Below are 1,925 nucleotides of genomic sequence, written 5' to 3' on the forward strand. Positions count from 1 at the left end.
CAACAGAAAAAGATGTAACAAAATCTGCAACATACAAAGTACCGGATAGTAAAGTTGCAACAGTAAAAAATGGTCTAATAACAGCCCAAAAAGCAGGTAACACAACAGTAAAAGTTCAATACGGTAAAAATGAACTAACTGTACAAGTAACTGTTAAAGATCCAACTGTAACACTTTCTGCGAATATGACCGAGGTTAATTTAGAACCAGGAAAAGATACTCGGTTAAAAATCAATCAAGTAACCACATCTTTGGATGGAAAAATAAAAGAGCAAGATGTAACAATGTTAGCAACTTATAAAGTGGCAAATAATAAGGTAGCAACCGTTAGTAATGGTGTAGTAAAAGGAAAAGCTGCAGGTAATACAACAATTACAGTCAAATTTGGAAATAATGAATTGACAGTAAAGGTGACAGTATCAGAACCAACACTAACACTAAGCATAGACAAAACAGAGATTAATCTTGAACCTGGAAAACAGTCACAACTTAAAGTGATGGAAGTAGCTACTTCAGCAGATGGAAAGGTAACGGAAAAAGATGTTACTTCTAAGTCAAGTTATGTAGTTTCCAATACGAAAGTTGTTTCTGTAAGTAATGGGATAGTAAAAGCAAAAGGTGCTGGAAATGCAACAATTACCGTTAAATATGGTAAAAATTCATTAAAAGTTGATGTAACAGTTACAGAACCAAAAGTGTCATTAAGTGTAGACAAAAATCCAATTAATTTGGAACCAGGAAAAGCAATACAGCTAACCGTTAAAGAAATAACAACATCAGCAGATGGGAAAACTTCTGAACGAGATGTTACATTTGCCTCAACTTATAAAGTGAAAGATAGCAAAGTAGCTACTGTAAATAGAGGCTTAGTAAAAACAAAGGCTATAGGATCAACAATCATAACTATTAAGTATGGTAAAAATGAGCTAACAGTTAATGTATCTGTTGCAGAGCCAGAAGTAACATTAAAAGCCGATATGTTAAAACTAGATTTAAAACCTGGAACAGAAACACAACTTACAATAACAGAAGTTACTACAACAGGTGAGGGCAAAACAGAAAAAGATGTTACGAGAGCTGCTAAGTATAAAGCTGAAGACGATGAAATAGTTTCCGTAATCAATGGCTTAGTAAAGGCGAAAAACTACGGAGAAACTACTATCACTGTTAAATATGGGGATAAAGAAATAACAGTAGTTGTGGTTGTATCTGATCAAGGAAAAATGGGTATTAAATCAGTGGATATGGATTTAAATACATCCAACTAAAGGAAAAATTAAAAAATCAAAAAGAAGTAGCAGACGTAGAAACGTCTTGCTGCTTCTTTTTTGATAGGGAGCGTTGTGTTTGTCCTTGTGTCACACACAATTTCCAGGGATTTTGAGGTTTTAATGATAGAAATTAGATTCGGTGTTAAATCTGCTTCTGGTGATTTCTCATTTTTTGTATGAGCCATATAAACAGGTAAACATAAAGTAGGGCCACTCCAATTATAAGTGCCAATGCAATTTTTGAGAATAAACTATCATTCCATGTTAGGATCAAACCTGCTTGCGCTACGAGCATACATACAAAAATAGTGATATAGAAATACAACATCCTTTGGTACATGTTTTTTATAGAGGATGGGTCAGAATAGATTCGTTTATCGCCAATTGCATTTTTGTCTGCACGAAAATAATGATACTGCGAAATCACGGTTTCGATATGCTCCCATCCAGAATGTTTATAGAGCTCAAAATACTCCTCACCCGCATCCTGAAAGTCTAATTGATAAATATAAGATTTCTCGTTGTCTACTTCAAAATAGTAAAAGAAAGATTTGTATTTGAAAAAATGTAATCCTTTAGAAGACATTTCCGTAAGCCACTTTGCTTCTTTTTCAATGTCATTGGCAAGAAAGATCTTAAATTTCTTAATCGATT

Annotated in this window: 1 protein-coding gene and 1 pseudogene; one reads left to right on the plus strand and one right to left on the minus strand. The window is 33.7% G+C overall.

What is annotated here, in order from left to right; genetic code table 11:
• Positions 1-1,268: pseudogene (locus AC06OU_RS11250) on the plus strand (hypothetical protein); the annotation flags it as partial.
• A 145-nt stretch (positions 1,269-1,413) separates the two neighbouring features.
• On the opposite strand, the gene AC06OU_RS11255 reads toward AC06OU_RS11250, so the two are convergent.
• Positions 1,414-1,925 (minus strand): DUF2812 domain-containing protein (locus AC06OU_RS11255; protein ID WP_475855841.1); only part of this gene is annotated, 512 nt, incomplete at its 5' end.

This window comes from Psychrobacillus sp., from assembly GCF_056205495.1.